The following is an 18,210-nucleotide window of genomic DNA, read 5'->3' on the forward strand; positions in this document are numbered from 1 at the left end:
CCGCACCCCCGTCACCGCCGCCTCACCGGCCGGCCGGTGCGCTGACGGCCGGCGCGCTGACGGCCGGGGCCGGATCGGCCGGCCCGGCGGGCGCCGCCTCGCCGAAGCCGACCACCTGCCCCCACAGCCAGACGCCCGCCAGCAGACCGGCGATCGTCCATCCACTCATCCGTTTCGCACTCCGCGGCCTCGGATTGCGGCGGATGTGCGCGCGCACGGTGTGGAACCCGTCCGGTGCGTTCCCCATGTCTCCCCCACCCTGTCGTCGTCGGCCGCCTGGTGCGACCCGTCTCCAGGAACGGGTCTAACAGCGGGCACTGACAGCCGCCGGGGGTGCCGCCGCCCGGCGGGAGACGATCAGGACAGGGGCTCAGGCGGCCGGTCCGGGCCGCCGGGAAACGTGGGCGGGGTGATCGCAGGAGGGGTGTCGACCCAGTTCAGCTGGCCCTTCCCTGCCCTCTGCCCCGCCCACCGCGCCCCCGCGTCACCCGCACGAAGGGGACGGTTCACGGCAAAGCCTGCCTTGCGGGGAATGGCCGGATACCGCGGGCGCGTTCGACGGGCGGCGGGAGCGGGCGGACGGCGCCTGCGCCGGGGCGGACGGCCGGCGGTCCACGCGGGGCGCGGCGGGCGACAGCCGGTAGGACCCGGCCAGCTCCCGCACCTCCGCCGAGCGGATCACGCCGTCCGCCCGCAGGTGCTTGTCGACCAGGGCCAGGATGCTTTCGGCGAGGTGCGCCCGGAGCGCCTCGGACCGGCCCGGCTTCAGACCCACCTCCACATGCACGAAACCATCGCCCGCGTCCGCCCCGGCACCGACGTACGTCTCGGCCGGACGCACGAGCGTCTTGCACACGCCCGTCGATCCGCTCTCCTTCAGGACGAGCGGGTGCAGTTCCCTGACCAGGGCCGCTCGGTCGAAAGCGGCGGCCAGGTGGGCGGAGTAGTCGATGGTGAGGTGGGGCATGGAGGACCTTTCACACAGCCTGGTTTCGTCAGGCAACCATTTTCTCGCGCGGCGGGACCGCCCGGCCCCACCGGCCACGTCATTCACCTCACGTCAACGGCGCGCCGGACTGTCACCCGTACGAGATCGGGCGTGGTAGGCACTGGCCGGGCGTGTCGCCGGAGTGCCTCCCAGGGGGTGACGCGGCGCGGCGGGTGCCCGGGGGCCCGCCGACCGGCCACGCTGCGGTGACCGGCCGATTCCAGAACGTAACGTGGCTGCGGCAGACTGCTCTGCCGCACGGCGCGGAGATCATCGCGGTGCGGCGACGCGCGAGGGAAGGGGACGAGGATGGAGATGGAGGCCCACGCGACGAGCGGGCCGGGTGAGCGGGTGCTGGGGCGGTCCTGGATGGTGCGCCTCGATCCGGCCGGCCGGGGCAGCACGGCGGTGCGGTTCACGTGCACCCGCCCGGCGTGTCCGGCCCAGCGCCTGCCCTCCGCCGCCGCCGGCCGGTCCTTCGCCGTCGCCCACCTCACCGCGCATCTGCGGGCCGCGGCGGGCCCCCGGGGCGAGGCGTACTGCGCGTGCCGGGCCGACGGCTGCCATGGGCACGGCGACGCCGCGGCCGTCGGCCGGCCGTCCGGCGCCCCGGCCTGGCGGTGCGGTGGCGGGGTGGTGTTCGCGGTCCTCACGGACCGGGCGGGACGCTGGTAGCAGGCGCTCGAGTGCTGTGCGCGCTGCGCGGCCGCGCAGCCCGCCGCGCAGGTCGTGGCCACCGCGCCGGCCTCGGCCGGACCGGCCGAGGCCCGGACCGGCCGGACCGCGGTGGGCCCGCGGTTCTCCCACGCGCCCGCGGCCGGGGCCCAGTCCGGCGTACCGGCCGGCGTACCGGGCGCCGGTACGCCGGGTGCCGGGCTGCCCGCCCCGCGTCCGGCCGGCGGCCGGCCGCACGGCAAGCCGGGGAAGATCGCGCAGCGCATCGTGCCGTACCACCTGCGGCCGACCAGTCTGCGCGACGAACTCATCGATCTGGGCAACCAGTTCCGCGCCTACCAGAAACGCGCCGAGCCCGACCTGACCCTCCTCGCCGACCTGCACACCCGCAAGGCGCGCGCCTTCCACGAGTGGGCCGACATCGTCGGCGACGTCCAGTTGCGCGCGGACGCGCAGCGGGCCGAGCAGGCCGCGGCCACCGCCCGGCGCCAGCACCAGCAGCGCACCGGGCACACCGGTGACGGCGTGGAACCCGCCGTGCCGCGGGTGCTGACCGGACCGCAACTGTGGGAACACGCCCGTACCGTGCTCGCCCACGCCCGGGACCACGCGCCGCTGCCCGGCCCGGAGGCCCGGCTGCTCACCCTGCTGCTCGTCCTGCGGGCCGCCCGCACCGGCACCGGCAACCTGACCGGGCAGGACCTGACCGCGCTGCCGCTCGGCGATCCCGAACAGCTCATCGGCCGGCTGACCGAGAGCGGCTGGCTGCGGATTCCCGGTGCGCCCGCCGACGTGCTCGCCTCCCGCCCCGAGAACCCCACGCCCATCACCGTGCCGTCCCTGGAGCCCGGTCCGGACGGCAGCCGTCCGCTCCCGTTCGGGAAGAACACCCGGGCCAAGGTCAGCGGTTGGACGCAGCGCGTCGTCACCGAGCGGAAGCTGCGCAAGTCGAAGGCGAGCGCCGGTGCCCGGCTGCTGGCCCTCGCCCTGGCCACCCGCACCGCCCTGGACGGGCAGGCGCTCGGGCTCGACGGGCAGGGGGTGGACGTGGTCCCGCTCGCCGCCCTGTGCGCCGGTGATCCCGGGGCGCTGCCGCCCCTGGTCGACGAGTTGACGGCCGCGGGCTGGCTGACCGACGCGGAGATCACCGAGGACCGCCTCACCGGCCGGCTGCCCGAACGGGTGTGGCCGCTCAGCTGTCCCCTGCCCTTGCCCTGATCCGGACCGGAGGTTCCTGACCATCATGTCCACTCGGAGACTCGAACTCACCCGGCCGCCGGCCGCCTCCGCTTCCATGATCATCCGCAGGCCCCCGGCGGAGGTGTACGAGGCCTTCGCCGATCCGTCCGTCACGACGCGGTTCTGGTACAGCGCGAGCAGCGGACGGATGGTCCCGGGGGCGGAACTGCGCTGGGAGTGGGCGGTCTACGGCGCCTGTGTCCAGGTCCGGGTGGAGGCGGTGGAGGAAGGCCGGCTGATCCGGTTCGCCTGGGGCAACTACGAACAGCCGACCGTGGTCGAGATGGTGTTCGCCGCGCACCCGGCGAACGCCACGTTCGTGACGGTCACCGAGACCGGCTTCCAGGGGTCCGGGGACGACGCGGTCGGCTGGGTCAACGACACCGTGGGCGGCTTCACCACCGTGCTGTGCGCGCTGAAGGCCCTCCTGGAGCACGGCATCGAACTCGGCGCGGTCGCCGACCACCATCCGGCCTGACGGGCGGCTTTCCGCGCCCGCCGGTTGAATTCGGTTGCGGCGGGGCCGGTGGGACCGGTGAGGTACCGCCATGGACGGTGGCTCGGAGCGGGCACGACGACCGGCTCCCTGGCGCGGGGCGGCCGTACTCACGGCGCTGCTGCTGGCCGCCTTCACGTTCAACACCGCCGAGAGCCTGCCGATCGGCCTGCTGGACGTCATCGCGGAGAGCCTGCGGGTGCCCCAGGCGGCGGTCGGGCTGCTGGTCACCGGCTACGGCCTGGCGGTGGCCGCCGGGTCCGTGCCGCTCGCCCACGCGGTACGGGCCGTGCCCCGCCGCCATGTGCTGGCCGGGCTGCCGGCCGCGCTGGTCGTCTCCGCGCTGATCGCGGCGGCGGCGCGGTCCTACTGGCCGCTGCTCGGGGCGCGGCTGCTGACCGCCCTCGCCCAGGCGCTGTTCTGGGCCGTGGCCGGTCCGGTCGCGGTGGGCCTGTGCGCGGCCGAGGCGCGGGGACGGGTGATGGGCGCGCTGTCCGTCGCCGGTTCGCTCGCTCTCGTCCTCGGTGTCCCCGCCGGAACCTGGCTCGGCCGGGCGATCGGCTGGCGGCTGCCCGTCGCCCTGCTGGCGGTCCTGGGGCTGGTCTCGCTGGTGACGGTCGCCGTCGCGCTGCCGGCCTCGCGGCCGGAGGCGGAGCCCGCCGCCTACGGGGCCGCGCCCGATGTCCGCCGGTTCAGGACCGTAGTGGCGGCCGGAGCGCTGTCCGCCACCGGGGCGTTCGCGGGCTACACCTGCCTCGTGACGTTCCTGGGCGAGGTGAGCGGGTTCTCGCCGGGCACGGTCGGCGTCCTCCCGGTGGCGTTCGGCGGGGCGTGTCTGGCCGGGGCCGGTGTCACCGGGGCGCTGCTGGACCGGTTCGCGCGGGGTGTGCCGGTCGCCGCCGTGGCCACGCAGGCGGTGGGCCTGCTCGGGCTGTCCGCGGCCGGCGCCGAACCGGTGGCCGCGGTGGTGTTCCTGGTGCTGCTGGGCGGGGCGCTCGGGGCCGGTGTTCACGGCCACCCAGCACGCGGTGCTGCGGTGCGCGCCGGGCCGCACCGATCTGGCGCTCGCGGTGAACTCCGGTGGCTACCACGCGGGTATCGCGGCGGGCGCCGCGCTCGGGGCCTTGATGCTGCCACTCGCCGGCGTGCGGGGCGCGTTCCTCCTCGGCGGACTGCTGACCGCCGTCGCCTGCGCGGTGCTGTGCGGCGGCGAGTCGACGCTCCGTCGCCCGGCGGTCCGCCACGAGTACGGTCGTCGGACCCGTCGTCGGTCGCGTCGCCGGTGCGGAGTCGAAGAGACCGGTACGGAGTCGATGAGAGGCGGGATGCCGCGTGAGGGAGAAGTCGGACGGGGTGGCCGAGGCGATCGCGGGTGAGCTGCGGTTGCTGACGCCCCGGGTCAGGGCGTCGCGGGAACTGGCCGGGCGGCTTCTGGACCCCGAGTTCGTCGAGGTGGGCGCCTCCGGCCGCCGGTGGGACCGGGAGACGATGCTCGCCGAACTGCCGGACAAGCCGGGCGCCTCGGACGAGGGGCCGCGCTATCAGCCGGTCGGCATGCGGGGGACCGTACTGGCACCCGGCGTGGTGCATGTGACGTACGAGGCCGTCCTCGGCGGGCGGCGGAGCCGGCACAGTTCGATCTGGCGGCGGCCGGCCGAGGGTGCCGGGTGGCGGATGTACTACCACCAGGGCACCGTCGTTCCGGCCGGGACCGGGTAGGAGCGGGTGCGGTGACGGTGACGCGGTCGGCCGGGCAGGTCTCGCCGCGTCACCGTGCCGCTCGGCCGGAGGACCGGTTGTCGCGGCTCAGGCGCTGACCTCGTGGCGGTCCCGACCCAGCGGTTCCACGGCCTGCGGCATCCGTGCGGCGGGGCGCCGGCGCGGCAGCGGCGGCAGACAGGTGACGATCATCCCGGCGAGGATCAGGGCGCAGCCCGCCCAGGCCGACCCGGTGAGCCGCTCGTCCAGCAGGAACACGCCGATCAGGGCCGCGGCGAGCGGCTCGGCGAGGCTGAGGGTGCTGGCCGTGGTCGCCCGTACCCGGCTGAGCCCGGCGGTGAACAGCCAGTACGCGACGGCGGTGGTGGCCACCCCCAGCCAGCCGATCAGGGCGAGGGTACCGCCGTCCCGCACCGGGGCCAGGTCCCCGAGCATCCAGGGCAGCAGCGGCACCGAACCCACCAGCAGGGTGAGCGCGGAGAGGGTGGGCAGGTGGGCGGCGGGGTGCGCGTCGGCGGTCCGCTTGGCGAAGACGGTGTACAGGCCGTAGCAGGAGCCGGCGGCCACCGCCAGGAGCAGGCCGAACGGGTCCACCCGGGTGTTTCCCGGGGCCAGCAGCAGCGCGCAGCCGGCGACGGCCGCGACGGTGCCGGCCAGCCAGGCGGCGCTCATCCGTTCGCCGGTGAGCCAGCGGGCGCACACCCCGGTCGCGGCGGGGGCGATGCCCAGGGCGACCACCGTGGCCAGCGCCGCCCCGGCCCGCGCCACCGAGGAGAGGAACGCCACTTGGTAGAGGCCGGTGGAGAAGGCGCAGATCAGCAGCGGCCGGACCATGCTGCGGGTGGCGAAGGCCCGTAGCCTGCGCGGGCGGACGGTGCAGACCGCGAGGACCAGGCCGCCCGCGACCAGCCGCCAGCCGCCCAGGGCCGCCGGGGTCATCGGGCTGGACGCCAGGACCTGGGCGGGTCCGACGGTGCCCCACAGCACCGCCGCCGCCAGTACCAGCCCCACGCCGGGGTTCGCACCGCTCTTTCGTACATCCATGAGCGGTGAGGCTAATCAGGGATGCGGGGCTGATGGGGGCCTGCCGTACTTCATTCGGCATACAGTGGATTTCATGGAACTTGATGCGCTGGACCGGGCTCTGCTGCGGGAGTTGCAGAACGATGCACGGCAGACCAATCGCGAGCTGGCGGCCAGGACCGGGGTCTCGCCGTCGACCTCGCTGGAGCGGGTGCGGCTGCTGCGCGAGCGCGGGGTGCTCACCGGCTTCCACGCGGCGCTGGACCTCGACGCGGCCGGCCGGCCCGTCCAGGCACTGATCTCGGTGCGCATCCGGCCGCCGGCCCGGCCCGTCATCGAGGGGTTCCGGGAGTGGGCGGCGCGGCTGCCCGAGGTGATCGGTCTGTTCGTCACCTCGGGCAGCCACGACTTCCTGATCCACGTGGCGGTCCCGGACGTGGACAGCGTGTACGCCTTCGTGATCGACCGGCTCACCGAGCGCCGGGAGGTCGCCGACGTGCAGACCACGATGGTCTACGAGCACGTCCGCTCCCGCTGCATCGAACCGGCCGTCCCGGACCGGCCCCGCTCCTCGCGCCCGGCTCGCTGAGCCGGCGGGCGGCCGCCGCCGTGGCTCCGCCCCCGTGGCTCCGTCTCCGTGGTTCGTCTCCGTGGCTCCGTCTCCGGCGACCGCCCCGGTGTCAGCCGGCCGTGGAGCGCAGCGGCAGGTCCAGCCGGCCCGCGAGTTCGTCGACGGTGGTGCCGAAGGTCTCCCGCACCGAGACGCCCTGCGGCGTGATGTCGAAGACCGCGAGGTCGGTGTAGACCCGGTCGACGCAGGCCAGCCCGGTGAGCGGGTAGGTGCACTCGGGGACCAGCTTGGGCGCGCCGGTCTTGGTGAACAGCGTCATCATGACGAAGACCTTCTTCGCCCCGATCGCCAGGTCCATCGCCCCGCCGACGGCGGGTATGGCGTCCGGCGCGCCGGTGTGCCAGTTGGCGAGGTCACCGGCGGCCGAGACCTGGAAGGCGCCCAGGACGCAGATGTCCAGGTGGCCGCCGCGCATCATGGCGAAGGAGTCGGCGTGGTGGAAGTACGCCGCGCCGGGCAGCTCGGTCACCGGGACCTTGCCGGCGTTGGTGAGATCGGGGTCGATCTCGTCGCCCTTGGCGGCGGGCCCCATGTTGAGCATGCCGTTCTCGGTGTGCAGCACGACACCGGAGTCGGCCGGCAGATGGTCGGCGACCAGGGTCGGCTGGCCGATGCCCAGGTTGACGAAGGCGCCGTGCGGGATGTCGCGGGCCACGAGGGCGGCCATGTCGTGCTTGCCGAGCGGGCCGCGCCCGGTGCCGGTGACGAGGGAGTCGGTGCTCATGCGGTTGCCTCCTGCACCACGCGGTCGACGTAGATGCCCGGGGTGATCACGGTCTCGGGGTCGATGGTGCCGGTGTCGACGATCTCCCGGACCTGGGCGATCACGGTGGTCGCGGCGGTGGCCATGACCGGGCCGAAGTTGCGGGCGGTCTTGCGGTAGACGAGGTTGCCCATGCGGTCGGCCCGATGGGCGCCGATCAGCGCCACGTCGCCCTTGATCGGGTACTCCAGGACATGGCTGCGCCCGTCGATGACGCGGGTCTCCTTGCCCTCGGCCAGCAGGGTGCCGGCGCCGGTGGGGCAGTAGAAGGCGCCGATGCCGGCCCCGGCGGCCCGCATCCGCTCGGCGAGATTGCCCTGCGGGACGACCTCCAGCTCGATCCGCCCGGCCCGGTACAGCTCGTCGAAGACGTAGCTGTCGGTCTGCCGGGGAAAGGAGCAGACGACCTTGCGGACCCGGCCCTTCGCCAGCAGCGCGGCGAGTCCGGTGTCACCGTTGCCGGCGTTGTTGGACACGACGGTGAGGCCGGTGGCGCCCTGCCGGATGAGGGCGTCGATCAGCTCGACCGGCATGCCGGCCATCCCGAAGCCGCCGACCAGCACCGTGGAGCCGTCCTCGATCCCGGCGACCGCCTCGTCGGCGTCGGCGCACAGGCGTGTGCTCATCGGGCCGCCTCCGTGTCGTTCGCGGTGTCGTTCGCGGTGTTGTTCGCCGTGTCGTTCCCCGTCCCGTACCCGGTGACGTTCTCCAGGACGACGGCGAGGGCCTGGCCCACGCCGATGCAGATCGCGGCGAGGCCCCAGCGCTCGCCGGACTCCTTGAGCCGGTGGGCGAGGGTGCCCAGGATGCGGCCGCCGGAGGCGCCCAGCGGGTGGCCGAGCGCGATGGCGCCGCCCTTGGTGTTGACGACGGCCGGGTCGATCCCCCAGGCGTCCACGCAGGCCAGCGACTGCACCGCGAACGCCTCGTTCAGCTCGACCGCGGACACGTCGGACCAGGTGATGCCCGCCCGCTTCAGGGCCCGGTTCGCCGCCTCGACCGGCGCGAAGCCGAAGTCCTGCGGGTCCAGCGCGAACACGCCGCGCCCGGCCACCCGGGCCAGCGGGGCGGTGCCGATGCGGTCCGCGGCGGCGCCCGAGCCGAGCAGCACCGCCGAGGCACCGTCGCTCAGCGGCGAGGCGTTGCCGGCCGTGATCACCCCGTCGGGGCGGAAGGCCGGCTTCAGCCCGGCGAGCTTCTCGGGCGTGGAGCCGGGGCGGATGCCCTCGTCCCGGGCCAGGGTGCTGCCCTTGGCGTCCGTCTCGACCGGGACCACCAGGTCGTCGTAGAAGCCGTCCGTCCAGGCGGCGTCGGCGAGCCGGTGGGAGCGGGCGGCGAACTCGTCCTGCCGCTCGCGGGAGACGGTGAACCGCTCGGCGAGCTGCTCGTTGGCCTCGCCGAGGGAGACCGTCCACTCCTTCGGCATGCCCGGGTTGACCAGCCGCCAGCCGAGCGTGGTGGAGACGGCGGTGACGTCCCCGGCGGGGAAGGCGCGGGACGGCTTGGGCAGCACCCAGGGGGCCCGGCTCATCGACTCCACACCGCCGGTGAGCACGATGTCGGCGTCCCCGGTCTCGATGGCGCGGGAGCCGATGATCGCCGCGTCCAGCGAGGACCCGCACAGCCGGTTGACGGTGGTGGCCGGGACCGAGGTGGGCAGCCCGGCCAGCAGCACGGCCATCCGGCCGACGTTGCGGTTGTCCTCGCCGGCCCCGTTGGCGTTGCCCCACACCACGTCGCCGATCGCGGCCGGGTCGAGCTCCGGCGCCTTGGCCAGGACGCTCCGCACGGCGAGCGCCGCGAGGTCGTCGGGCCGGACACCGGCGAGCGCGCCGGAGAACCGTCCGAAGGGTGTTCTTGCCGCTGCGTACAGGTAACTGTCGGTCACCCCCTCACCGTAGGCTCGCGACCTTCATCACGTCCAAGACCTAATACGGATCGATTAATAAGGTGGCGGTATAAACCCTTGTAGGCTGTGGCCATGGAACTGCGTCAGGTCCGCTCCTTCCTCGTACTCGCCGAGGAGTGCCACTTCGGGCGCGCGGCGGCCCGTCTCCATGTCGCCCAGCCCGCCCTGTCCCAGCAGATCAAGCAGTTGGAGCACGAGCTGGGCACGGCGCTGTTCCACCGCTCCACCCGGCACGTCGAACTCACCGAGGCCGGCCGGCATCTGACGGGGTACGCCCGCACCCTGGTCGCCGAGGCCGAGCGGGCCCGCGTGCACATGGCGGAACTGGCCAGCGGCCACACCGGCCGGGTCTCCGTCGGCTTCATCGGCACCGCCACCTACGACGTGCTGCCGAGGATCGCCCGTACCGTACGGTCGCGGCTGCCGCACATCACGCTGGACCTGCGCGGCGAACTGCTCACCCCGCAGCTCGTCGAGGGCCTGCTCACCGGCGCCTACGACCTCGCCGTGTCGCGGGCCGGCGCGGCCGGCACCGAGGGGGTGAGTATCACGCCGCTGCGCGCCGAACCCCTGGTCGCCGTGGTCCCGGCCCACCATCCGCTGGCGGCCGACCGGGAGCTCCCGCTGTCCGCGCTGGCCGGCGAGCCCTTCGTCATCCATCCCGCGCAGCCGCGCTCCGCCATGTACGACCGGGTGCTGGCCGCCTGCGACCGGGCCGGATTCCAGCCCGCGTCGCTCGTCGAGGTCGGTGAGACCGCGACCCTCGTCGTCCTGGTGGCCGCCGGGCACGGGGTGGCGCTGGTGCCGCGGTCGGTGCAGAGCCTGCGGCTCGACGGGGTGACGTACGTGCCGCTCGCCGAGACGGAGACCATCGATCTGGTGCTGGCCCGCCGCGCGCACCGCAACTCGCCGGCGACCGAGCAGGTCGCCGCGGTCATCGAGGAGTGCGTGCGCGGCTGAAGTGTCACGGTCAAGATGACATCCGCGCGTCGGCACCGGTTCATCACGGCGTCACCGATGACTCCTACGGTTCCCCTGCCCTTGATCAACTCCGAGGGCGCCGACCCTGAAGGAGCCTCTGTGCGCATCGCCGGATCCGCCGCCCGCACCTCCGCCGCCACCGCACTCGCCGCTGCCGCCCTGCTCGCCCAGACCGCGTCGCCCGCTCAGGCCGCCGTCGACTTCGACGTGACGGCCACCGTGGAGACGGCCCCCGTCTCGCACAGCGGCGACGCCGCCGACGATCCCGCCATCTGGGTCAACCCGAGCGACCCCGCCAAGTCGGCGGTCATCGGCACCGACAAGAAGGGCGCGCTGGAGGTGTACGACCTGGCCGGCACCCGCCTCCAGCGGGTCAGCGGCGACTACGGCAACAACGTCGACCTGCGCGGCAACATCGTGATCTCCGCCGACGACGAGGCCGAGGACGGCGACGGCGCCATGCACGTCTACCGCATCGACGCCGCCACCCGGCAGCTCACCCACCTCGCCGACATCCCCACCGAGGTCACCGCGCACGGCATCTGCATGTACCAGTCGCCGGCCACCGGCAAGCTCTACGCCTACCCGAACTCCACCTCCGGCCGGGTGGAGCAGTGGGAGATGGCGGTCAGCGGCAGCACCGTGACCGCGACGTCGGTGCGGCTGTTCGACGCGGGCTCGGCCGTCGAGGGCTGCTACGCCGACGAGCGCACCGGCAAGCTGTACCTCGGCGAGGAGGACGTCGGCGTGTGGGCGTACGGCGCCGAGCCGACCGCGGGCACCACCCGCACCTCGCTGGACTCGGCCGGCTCCGGCGGTCACCTCACCGCCGACGTCGAGGGCATCACCGCGGCCGGCGACCGGCTGTTCGTCTCCTCGCAGGGCAGCGACGACTACACCGCCTACGACCGTTCCTCCGGCGCCTACCTCGGCCGGTTCGCCGTGGTGAGCGGCACGGCGGCCGACGACTGCGAGGACACCGACGGCATCGACGCCACCGCGTCCGCGCTGGGCAGCGCCTTCCCGCAGGGCATGTTCGTCTGCCAGGACGGCTCCAACTCGACGCCCGGCAGCAGCGGCGACCAGAACTTCAAGTTCGTGCCGCTCCAGCGGATCACCGCCTCGCTCTGACCCACGGCGGCCCCCGTATCCGGCCCGCTTCTCCCGAGGTCAGAGCGCAGATTGTCATGGACGGGACCCTGCGGTGCGGCGTATGGTGCGGCGGCCGTGCGATCTTCCGCAGGGCCCGTTCCCGTTGGTCACCCGTGGGGGGTCTCCTCGTCATGTCCGAATCCAGAGCGCCGCGTCCGCTGCCGCCGTTGCCCACGTCACCGCCGGTGCCCGCGCGGGGCTTCCTCGTCGCCGTGCTCACCGGGCTGGCGCTCTCCGCACTGGCCGATCTGTTCAGCCTGTTCGCCGGGTTCCGGTACCGGGCGGTCGTGGACGGGGACGCCGGGTTCCTGACCGCCTCCGAGGAGGAACTGGACGCCGCCGCCTCCCTGTACGACACGGCCGCGCGCTGCCAGATGGTCGTGCTGGTGCCCTGCGCGATCGTCTTCGTCGTCTGGTTCTTCCGGATGCGCCGCGCCACCGGAGCGCTCGCCCCGGACCGGTTCCGCAGCGGTCCCGGCTGGGCCATCGGCGCCTGGCTGATCCCGCTGGCGAACCTGTGGCTGCCGTACCGGGTCGCCTTCGACATGTGGGGCGCCGCCACGGTGCTGCCGTCCGACGGCGGGCTGCCCCGGACCCGGCTGTGGCCGCTCAACCTGTGGTGGGGCCTGTTCGTCGCGGGCATCCTGTTCAGCCGGATCGCCGGGAGCGAGGTCGACGACGCCGGGACCCTGGCCGAGGTGCGGGACGGGGTGGCGCGCTACATGGTGTCGGACGCCCTGCACCTCCTGGCGGCGGCCACCGCCGCGTACTTCGCCGTCCAGCTCACCGCCATGCAGCGGTACAAGGCGGTCTACGGTCCGTACGGCGCGCCGCCGGCCCAGGAAGCACCGGCCCCGTCCTCCTGATCCCGGCCCTCCCGATCCCAGCTCTCCTGATCCCGGCCCTCCCTCATCCCGCCGGGCAGCTTCCGACCCGGGCGCTCACACCGTCCGTACCACCTCCGCCGGTGCCGTCCGCAGGGTGCGCCGGGTGGGCAGTTCGACCGTGAGGAAGGACGTCAGCGCAACCGTCGCCGCGGCCGCCGGCAGCAGCCAGGCCGGGCCGGCCGGCCAGGGGCGGCCCAGGAAGCCCTGACCGAGGAGGGCCAGCGGCAGCGCGGAGAGGGCGAGGCCCGCGGCGAGGGCGGCGACGGTCGTCAGCGCGGACTCGCGGCGGGTCATCGCCAGGATCTGCCGGGGGGTGGTGCCGACCAGGCGGAGCGCGGCGATCTCGGTGCGGCGCTGGGCGGTGGCGGCGACGAGCTTGTTGGCGATGCTGAGCAGCAGGTAGCCGAGGAGGACGACGATGACGGCGAGGTTGATCCACACCTCCGGGGGCGTGTCCTGGCCGGCCGTGGCGGCCGCGTCCGTGCCGGTCAGCGCGAGGCCGGGACGGGCGGCGGCGAACCCGGCCAGCCGCTCGCCGGCGGCGGCCGTGCCGTCGGTGCGGACCAGGGCGCCGCGCGTCGCCGGGTCGGCCGTGGTGTGACCGGCGGCCAGGTCCCGGGACAGGACGACGGGGCCGAAGCCGAGCCCGCGCGCGTACACGGCGACGACCTCGGCGCTGACCTGTGCCCCGTCGCCCAGCACCAGCCGTATCCGCTCCCCCGGCTCCGCGCCGCGCTGTCCGGCGGTCTCGGCGCTGACCGCGACGGTGGCCCCGGTGAGCCGGTCCAGCGAGCCGCGCTCGGTCCCCAGGTCGAGGACGCCGGCCGCCCGGTCGGTGAGGATCATGGCCGACGCGGCCTCGGTCTCCGGCTCACCGAACTGCTCGTAGGACCACACCACCGTGGTCGCGGCGACCGGTTCGGCGGCCCGGACCCCCGGCACCTCGCGGACCGCTGCCAGGGTGTCCGCCGGCAGGCCGCCCAGCGCGGGTGCGGTCAGGCGGTACTGGGCCAGGGTGCCGGTGCGGGTGTCGGCGGCGGTGGCGGCCAGGACGGTGGTCTGGGCGAGGGTGTAGGTCAGGACGAACACGACGCCCATCGCCAGCGGGCTGATCACTCCGGACAGCCGCAGCGCGTGGGCCCGTACGTGGGACAGCGCCAGCCAGGTCGGGGCCGTCGCGCCGGGCCGCAGCCGCCGCAGCGCCGTCCGCCCGGCCGCCCGGACCAGGGCTGGGCCGGCCAGCGCCAGGCCGATCGCGGCGACGATGCCGGCCAGTGAGGTGGCCGAGGCGCCGAGCAGGGTGCGGGAGTACAGCGGGGCGGCGGCGAGCACGCTCGCGCCGAGGATCAGCAGCAGGCCGGCCCGGGTGCGCGGCCGGGACGGCGCCCGGGGTTCGGTGCGGGACTCGGCGACCGCCTCGGTGGCCGGCATCCGGGAGGTGCGCCAGGCCGCGCAGCGCGCCGAGAGCTGCACCGCGCCGGCGGTGAGCAGCAGGGTGGCGAGGGCCGGGAACGGGCTCAGCGTCAACGGCAGCCCGGCGGGCAGCACTTCGCGGTCGACGAGGACGTCGCGGAACGCGTCGGCCAGCAGGTAGCCGAGGGCCACGCCCGGTACCAGGGCGACCGCGGCGACGAGGGTCGACTGGGCGGCGGCCAGGCGCCGGATCTGCCGCGGTGTCGCGCCCACGGCCCGCATCAGCGCCAGGTCGCGGCGCTGTCCGGCGACGGCGAGGCCGAGCGCGCCCGCCGTGACGAATCCGGTGATCAGCAGGACGATGCCGCCGAGTGAACCGGCGAGCAGGACGAGCAGCGAGCGGGCGGAGCCGACGCCGGGTTCGCCTGCCTCGCCGCGGTCGGCGCCGGTGAGGATCCGAAGTCCGGTGCCGCGCAGCCGGTCGCGGACGGCCTGGGCGAGGTCCGGTCCGCCGCCGGGTTCGGCCCGCAGGCCGATCAGGTCGACGGTGCCGGCCCGGGGCCCGGCGCCGCCCGCCGCCCGGCCCGCCAGCCGCGCGGCCGTGCCGTCGGCGAGGTAGACACCGGCCTCCGGGGCGTCGACCAGGGCGGTGACCCGGTAGGACGCGGCGGGGCGGCCGCTGACGACGGCCCGGATCAGGTCGCCGACCCGCACGCCCGTTCCCGCCGGTACGGCGATCTCGTCCGCGCCGGCCGGTGCGCGGCCCGTGACGCGGGCTTCGGCCAGCAGCCGGGTGGAGGACCAGCCGTGACCCGCGGCGGCGGGGTCGGCGGTGGCCGGCCGGGGCCGGCCGTCCGGGTCGAGCAGCGCGGCCGGGAAGGTGATGTCACCGACGATCGCGGTGACGCCCGGCAGTCCGGTCAGGCGGCCGGTGAGCCGGGCCGGGATCGCGGCCCGCTCGGGCAGCGCGATCGGGAGGTCTCCGGCCGGGTGGTGTTCCTGGTCGGCGGCGACCACGACGTCCGCGCCGGCCAGCCGGCCGGGCGGCAGCTGGGAGCGCAGGCCGGTGTCGGCGAGTACGCCGGTGCCGGTGATCAGCACGGCGCCGCCGAGCACCGCGCAGGCCACCGCGAGCAGCGTGGCGATCCGGTGCCGAGCGGTACGCAGGGCGAGATACAGCATCGGTCAGCTCGCCCCCAGTACGACGAGCCGCTCGGCGAGCCGGGGCGCGGTCGGCGCGTCGAGGGACTCCACCACCCGGCCGTCGGCCATCACCAGCGCCCGGTGCGCGCGGGCGGCGGCGGCCGGGTCGTGGGTGACCATCACCACCGTCTGACCGAGTTCGTCGACGAGGTCGCGCAGCAGGTCCAGTACCTGGTGGGCGCTGCGCAGGTCCAGCGCGCCGGTCGGTTCGTCGGCGAAGACCACGGCGGGCCGGGTCACCAACGCCCGTACGATCGCGGCGCGTTGCTGCTGGCCGCCGGAGAGTTCGGCGGGGCGGTGGGTGAGCCGGTCGGCGAGGCCGACCCGTTCGACGAGGGTGCGCAGCCACCGGCGGTCGGGGGCGCGGCCCGCCAGCCGCAGCGGCAGCGTGATGTTGTCCTCGACGCTGAGCGACGGGATCAGGTTGTACGCCTGGAACACGAACCCGACGCGCTCGCGGCGCAGTTCGGTGCGGCGGGCCTCGCTCAGCCCGGCGATCTCCCGCCCGCCGATCCGGACGCTGCCCGAGGTGGGCGAGTCCAGTCCGGCGGCGCAGTGCATCAGGGTGCTCTTGCCGGAGCCCGAGGGGCCCATCACGGCGAGGAACGTGCCGTGCTCGACGGTCAGTGACACGTCGTCCAGGGCGCGGACGCCGCCCGGGTAGGTCTTGCCGACGCCGGTGAGGGCGATGGCGGGCGCGGTGCGCGTGGCGTCCGGCGCGACGGCGGTGCTCATCGGCGGCCGCGCAGCCCGCGCACGGCCAGCGTGCCGGCGGCGAGCACGGTGACGACGCCGCAGGCCAGGTTGACGGCGACGGGGGTGTCGCCGTAGGAGACCGCCATGTTGGTGACGGCGCTGAGCACGACCACCGCCCACAGCAGGGTCCGTACCAGGTCCGAGCGGCTGACGCCGGCCGTGCGGTCGTCGTCGCCGGCGCCGGCGTCGGTCAGCCGGTAGGGGTCGGGGTGCGGCATGGCGGGGGCCTCCCGGGGTTCGTGACGGCCGCTCCGCACGGCCGTCTTGCCATGCCGTCGACGCTAGGGACCGGCACCCCTCGCGGCCGATCCCGCAGTCCGCCCGGTCGGTGGTACAGCAGGCTGTACCTTTCCGGGCCCCGACCGACGGTCGCCCGGCCCGCGGCTTAGGGTCGGTGCGGACGGAGGTGGGCGGATGACGACCCGCGACGCGGCGGCCGGGGCCGCCGGTTTCAAGGAGATCGCGCTGCGGGCCCTGCGGGACGCCCGGGCCGCGGTCGCGCAGCTCGCCGGCGGGCTCGGCACCGCCGTCCCCGCCCTGGCCGTGCTGCTGCTGACGGCGGTGGCGGCGGTGACCGCGCCGCTCGGCGTGGGGCTGCTGGCCGGCCGGGCGGTGCCGCGTGCCCTGCACGCGCTGGCCCGCCGGGAACGCGCCCGGCTCGGCCGCTTCGGGCCCGAGGTGATCGCCCCCGAGCCGCCGCCGGTGCGGCTGCGGGCGGCGCTCGCCGATCCGGTCACCCGGCGCGAACTGCGCTGGCTGGTCCGGCACGGCACCGGGGGCCTGCTGCTGGGGCTGCTCGGAGTGCTGCTGCCGGTGGCCGCCGTGCGGGACTGCCTCTTCCCGCTGCTGTGGCCGCTGGCGCCCGCGGACGCCACCAGCACCTCCCTCGGCATCGGCACCGCGCACACCTGGCCGGAGGCCGCCGCGGTGGCCCTGCTGGGCCTCGGCTGGATCGCCATCGTGCTGGGTCTGTTCCCCGCGCTGGCCCGGTTCCAGGCGGCTACCGGGCGGCGGCTGCTGGCGGCCGGTCCGGAGACCGACCTGTCGCTGCGGGTCGCGGAGCTGACCGCCACCCGGGCCGCCGCGCTGGACGCCCACGCCACCGAACTGCGGCGCATCGAGCGCTCGTTGCACGACGGCACGCAGAACCGCATCGTCACCGTCACCGTGCTGCTCGGCGCCGCCCGCCGGATGGTGGCCCGCGACCCCGAGGGCGCCGGCGAGCTCCTGGAACGCGCCCAGTCGGCCGCCGAACAGGCCCTGGCCGAGCTGCGGTCCGTCGCCCGCGGCATCCTGCCGCCGGTACTGGCCGACCGGGGCCTGGCGGGCGCGCTGTCCGGGCTGGCCGCGCAGTGCGCGGTGCCCTGCCGGACCGACGTCGAGGTGCCGGAGCGGTGCGCCGCCTCGGTCGAGGCGACCGCCTACTTCGTCGTCGCCGAGGCCCTCACCAACATCGCCAAGCACAGCGGCGCCCGGACGGCCACCGTCACCGCGCGGGCCCGGGGCGGCCGGCTGCGGCTGCGGATCGCGGACGACGGGCGGGGCGGGGCCGACGAGCGGGGCGGTTCCGGGCTGGCCGGCATCCGGGGCCGGGTCGCCGCCCACGACGGTACGCTCACCCTGGCCAGCCCGCCGGGCGGCCCGACCGTCCTCGACGTGGAACTGCCGTGCGGGACATGAGCGATACGGACTGCGGAACGTGACATGCGCATCGTGATAGCCGAGGACGACCCGCTGCTGCGCGAGGGGCTCGCCCTGCTGCTGCGCGCCGAGGCGCTCGACGTGGTCGCCACGGCCGGTACCGCCGACGGCGCGCTGGCCGCCGTCGACGAGCACCAGCCGGACGTCGCCATCCTCGACGTACGGATGCCGCCCAGCCACACCGACGAGGGCGTCCGGGCCGCCGTCGAGGCCCGGCGGCGCCGTCCCGGGCTCGCGGTGCTGGTGCTGTCGGCGTACGTCGAGCAGTCCTTCGCCACCGAGCTGCTCACCGGCGGGGTGAGCGGCCTCGGGTATCTGCTCAAGGAGCGGGTCGGCCGGGTCGAGGAGTTCCTCGCCGCGCTGCGCCGGGTGGCGGCCGGCGGCACCGCCATCGACCCCGAGGTGGTCGCCCAGCTCTTCACCCGCTCCCGGCAGGACACCCGCCTGGAACGGCTCAGCCCGCGCGAGCGGGAGGTGCTGGCGCTGATGGCGGAGGGGCTCGGCAACACCGCGATCGCGCGGCGGCTGGTGGTGACCGACGGCGCGGTGCACAAGCACATCCGCGCCATCTTCGCCAAGCTCGACCTCTCCCCCGCCGACCAGGTGGACCGGCGGGTGGCGGCGGTGCTGCACTACCTGGAGGACGCCCGCCGCCGGAACTGACCCACGCCTTC

General features: G+C 75.2%; 19 protein-coding genes and 1 pseudogene. 11 read left to right on the plus strand and 9 right to left on the minus strand.

Annotated features, from left to right (window positions below; all coding sequences use genetic code 11):
- Positions 1-22: 22 nt before the first annotated feature.
- Both ACTT8P_RS18960 and ACTT8P_RS18965 read right to left on the minus strand, forming a co-directional pair.
- Positions 23-169, minus strand: a complete 147-nt coding sequence (locus ACTT8P_RS18960; RefSeq protein WP_442832840.1) for a hypothetical protein — start codon at positions 167-169, stop codon at positions 23-25.
- A gap of 315 nt (positions 170-484) precedes the next feature.
- Positions 485-967 (minus strand): 5-carboxymethyl-2-hydroxymuconate Delta-isomerase, encoded by a 483-nt coding sequence (locus ACTT8P_RS18965; protein ID WP_442832841.1) that lies wholly within the window; start codon positions 965-967, stop codon positions 485-487.
- A gap of 330 nt (positions 968-1,297) precedes the next feature.
- Between ACTT8P_RS18965 and ACTT8P_RS18970 the strand changes: the two genes are divergently transcribed.
- The 5 genes and pseudogenes from ACTT8P_RS18970 (at position 1,298) to ACTT8P_RS18990 (ending at position 5,117) form a co-directional block, all read left to right on the plus strand.
- Positions 1,298-1,663: a hypothetical protein gene (locus ACTT8P_RS18970; protein ID WP_442832842.1), complete on the plus strand. Its 366-nt coding sequence runs from the start codon at positions 1,298-1,300 to the stop codon at positions 1,661-1,663.
- Positions 1,664-1,717: 54 nt separating this feature from the next.
- On the plus strand, positions 1,718-2,881 hold the full coding sequence (locus tag ACTT8P_RS18975) for a hypothetical protein (protein ID WP_442832843.1): 1,164 nt from the start codon (positions 1,718-1,720) through the stop codon (positions 2,879-2,881).
- Between the two features lie 25 nt (positions 2,882-2,906).
- Entirely contained in the window at positions 2,907-3,380 is a 474-nt protein-coding gene (locus tag ACTT8P_RS18980) for an SRPBCC family protein (RefSeq protein WP_442832844.1), read from the plus strand.
- Positions 3,381-3,450: 70 nt separating this feature from the next.
- Positions 3,451-4,774, plus strand: a pseudogene (locus tag ACTT8P_RS18985) (MFS transporter).
- Positions 4,731-5,117 (plus strand): nuclear transport factor 2 family protein, encoded by a 387-nt coding sequence (locus ACTT8P_RS18990; RefSeq protein ID WP_442832845.1) that lies wholly within the window; start codon positions 4,731-4,733, stop codon positions 5,115-5,117. Before ACTT8P_RS18985 ends, ACTT8P_RS18990 begins: the two are co-directional and overlap by 44 nt.
- Before the next feature lie 87 nt (positions 5,118-5,204).
- Here ACTT8P_RS18990 and ACTT8P_RS18995 read toward each other — a convergent pair whose 3' ends face one another.
- On the minus strand, positions 5,205-6,161 hold the full coding sequence (locus tag ACTT8P_RS18995) for a DMT family transporter (RefSeq protein WP_442832846.1): 957 nt from the start codon (positions 6,159-6,161) through the stop codon (positions 5,205-5,207).
- 73 nt (positions 6,162-6,234) lie between these two features.
- Here ACTT8P_RS18995 and ACTT8P_RS19000 point away from each other — a divergent pair, with 73 nt between their 5' ends.
- Complete coding sequence (locus ACTT8P_RS19000) at positions 6,235-6,729, plus strand: Lrp/AsnC family transcriptional regulator (protein WP_442832847.1); 495 nt, start codon at positions 6,235-6,237, stop codon at positions 6,727-6,729.
- A 91-nt stretch (positions 6,730-6,820) separates the two neighbouring features.
- Here ACTT8P_RS19000 and ACTT8P_RS19005 read toward each other — a convergent pair whose 3' ends face one another.
- The 3 genes from ACTT8P_RS19005 to ACTT8P_RS19015 are packed head-to-tail and all read right to left on the minus strand — an operon-like array spanning position 6,821 to position 9,422.
- Positions 6,821-7,495 carry a 3-oxoacid CoA-transferase subunit B gene (locus ACTT8P_RS19005; protein WP_442832848.1) on the minus strand — a complete coding sequence of 225 codons (675 nt, stop codon included), beginning with the start codon at positions 7,493-7,495 and terminating at the stop codon, positions 6,821-6,823.
- Positions 7,492-8,160, minus strand: coding sequence for a 3-oxoacid CoA-transferase subunit A (locus ACTT8P_RS19010; protein WP_442832849.1), 669 nt, complete (start codon positions 8,158-8,160; stop codon positions 7,492-7,494). The genes ACTT8P_RS19005 and ACTT8P_RS19010 overlap by 4 nt, the downstream gene beginning before the upstream one ends.
- Positions 8,157-9,422, minus strand: coding sequence for a thiolase family protein (locus tag ACTT8P_RS19015; protein ID WP_442832850.1), 1,266 nt, complete (start codon positions 9,420-9,422; stop codon positions 8,157-8,159). The genes ACTT8P_RS19010 and ACTT8P_RS19015 overlap by 4 nt, the downstream gene beginning before the upstream one ends.
- A 93-nt stretch (positions 9,423-9,515) precedes the next feature.
- On the opposite strand from ACTT8P_RS19015, the gene ACTT8P_RS19020 reads away from it, so the two are divergent.
- The 3 genes from ACTT8P_RS19020 to ACTT8P_RS19030 all read left to right on the plus strand — a co-directional run bounded on the left by ACTT8P_RS19020 (position 9,516) and on the right by ACTT8P_RS19030 (position 12,442).
- On the plus strand, positions 9,516-10,403 hold the full coding sequence (locus tag ACTT8P_RS19020; protein ID WP_442832851.1) for a LysR family transcriptional regulator: 888 nt from the start codon (positions 9,516-9,518) through the stop codon (positions 10,401-10,403).
- A 120-nt stretch (positions 10,404-10,523) separates the two neighbouring features.
- On the plus strand, positions 10,524-11,555 hold the full coding sequence (locus ACTT8P_RS19025) for a phytase (protein WP_442832852.1): 1,032 nt from the start codon (positions 10,524-10,526) through the stop codon (positions 11,553-11,555).
- A 152-nt stretch (positions 11,556-11,707) separates the two neighbouring features.
- Positions 11,708-12,442 carry a DUF4328 domain-containing protein gene (locus ACTT8P_RS19030; protein ID WP_442832853.1) on the plus strand — a complete coding sequence of 245 codons (735 nt, stop codon included), beginning with the start codon at positions 11,708-11,710 and terminating at the stop codon, positions 12,440-12,442.
- Between the two features lie 75 nt (positions 12,443-12,517).
- On the opposite strand, the gene ACTT8P_RS19035 is transcribed toward ACTT8P_RS19030, so the two are convergent.
- From ACTT8P_RS19035 to ACTT8P_RS19045, 3 genes are read right to left on the minus strand one after another with little or no spacing between them, the layout of a single operon-like run.
- Positions 12,518-15,058: an FtsX-like permease family protein gene (locus ACTT8P_RS19035; protein ID WP_442832854.1), complete on the minus strand. Its 2,541-nt coding sequence runs from the start codon at positions 15,056-15,058 to the stop codon at positions 12,518-12,520.
- Between the two features lie 3 nt (positions 15,059-15,061).
- Positions 15,062-15,814 carry an ABC transporter ATP-binding protein gene (locus tag ACTT8P_RS19040; RefSeq protein ID WP_442832855.1) on the minus strand — a complete coding sequence of 251 codons (753 nt, stop codon included), beginning with the start codon at positions 15,812-15,814 and terminating at the stop codon, positions 15,062-15,064.
- On the minus strand, positions 15,811-16,053 hold the full coding sequence (locus tag ACTT8P_RS19045) for a hypothetical protein (RefSeq protein WP_442832856.1): 243 nt from the start codon (positions 16,051-16,053) through the stop codon (positions 15,811-15,813). The genes ACTT8P_RS19040 and ACTT8P_RS19045 overlap by 4 nt, the downstream gene beginning before the upstream one ends.
- Positions 16,054-16,249: 196 nt before the next feature.
- Here ACTT8P_RS19045 and ACTT8P_RS19050 point away from each other — a divergent pair, with 196 nt between their 5' ends.
- Both ACTT8P_RS19050 and ACTT8P_RS19055 read left to right on the plus strand, forming a co-directional pair.
- The gene (locus ACTT8P_RS19050) at positions 16,250-17,515 is read left to right on the plus strand and encodes a sensor histidine kinase (RefSeq protein ID WP_442832857.1); all 1,266 of its coding nucleotides are present in this window, start codon (positions 16,250-16,252) and stop codon (positions 17,513-17,515) included.
- A 24-nt stretch (positions 17,516-17,539) separates the two neighbouring features.
- The gene (locus ACTT8P_RS19055) at positions 17,540-18,199 is read left to right on the plus strand and encodes a response regulator (RefSeq protein WP_442832858.1); all 660 of its coding nucleotides are present in this window, start codon (positions 17,540-17,542) and stop codon (positions 18,197-18,199) included.
- Positions 18,200-18,210 lie beyond the last annotated feature (11 nt).

The organism is Streptomyces sp. JW3, assembly GCF_052216785.1.
Taxonomy (GTDB): domain Bacteria; phylum Actinomycetota; class Actinomycetes; order Streptomycetales; family Streptomycetaceae; genus Streptomyces.